This is a genomic window from Bartonella sp. TS25HLJMH (assembly GCF_042193505.1).
In the GTDB taxonomy this organism is placed as follows: Bacteria; Pseudomonadota; Alphaproteobacteria; order Rhizobiales; family Rhizobiaceae; genus Bartonella; species Bartonella grahamii.
In genome coordinates, this window is the sequence record NZ_JBHILV010000078.1 from 1 (window position 1) to 1,071 (window position 1,071).

At 48.4% G+C, this 1,071-nt stretch carries 1 protein-coding gene and 1 pseudogene; both read left to right on the forward strand.

Features of this window, described 5'->3' with window-relative positions; genetic code table 11:
- Nucleotides 1-408: pseudogene (locus ACFINF_RS09310) on the forward strand (phage tail protein); the annotation flags it as partial.
- 1 nt (nt 409) lies between these two features.
- The coding region (locus ACFINF_RS09315) for a DUF4815 domain-containing protein (protein WP_375620602.1) at nt 410-1,071 on the forward strand (662 nt) is incomplete at its 3' end.

The window sequence follows — 1,071 nt, forward strand, 5'->3', positions numbered from 1 at the left end:
ACATGAACGCGATATGCTGATGGCAGAATGGTTTCATGGTCGCACGCTTTATCTCGTGTTAAGAGACAGCCAAGATGCCGTGATTGGCACTCGCAGATGCTCTGCTGTAGCGCCTGTCGAACAGGCTTTGGGGGGGTTTATAACCATTCAGGCAATCACTATCAGCCCTCCCCGATGGGCACAGCGCTTTTTCTAGCTGCACGAACAGATTTTCACGATGTTGATGGGAAACAAGCAGCTTTTGTTTCCATTCTCGTTCACGCTACCCCCGCAGAAAACATAGCGGTTGGCAAGCTTTGGTTGGAGCCTGATGAACTCAATGGCGGTGTCGAGATACTCAAAACGCCCATTAATATTCCTTTGCGTGCCGATGTTCGCGAACAATTCACAATTTTATTGAGGTTTTAAGATGAAGCATGAAAGTGGACTACCCTTTGCAATTGACAGATCTCGCGGCAAAGAGGAACAACAAAGCGTTGTCTTTTACGGCACGCGTCCCTTTATTCAAAGTGGTGAACTGAATGAAGTTCAAACCATCATCAGGGGGCGTCATGACCGCTTGGGGCGCCTTGTGGCACAAGAAGGAGACCGCGTTGAACGGGCTGATGCTTTTGTCAACAAAGAAACACAAACCGTCACATTAACGGATGGCAAGATTTATATCGCAGGCGATATTTTCCCCGTTGCACCCGCTGTACTCAACAATGTTGCCATGATTGGGCGCTTGGAAATTGGTGTGAAGCTACAAAAAAAATGGATAACCCATGAGGATGATCCAGAGCTGTTGGGGCAAGTCCCTGGCACTTTGGCAGAAGGAGAGCCTGGTGCCGCACGCGAAACAGCACAGCTTGTTTGGGCACTAAAAGAGGATGCGCAAAGTGGCACTTTCTTTCCCGTTTATATTTTACAAGATGGCGTTTTGATTGATCAAAAATCACCCTCACTCCTTGAACCTGCCATGCAAGCTATTGCGACGTATGACCGTGCCCATGGACATTATATCGTGAGTGGCTGCCGTGTGAGCGCATTGGGAGCAAATAACGGTTGCCAAGTCTTTAGCATTCAAGAAGG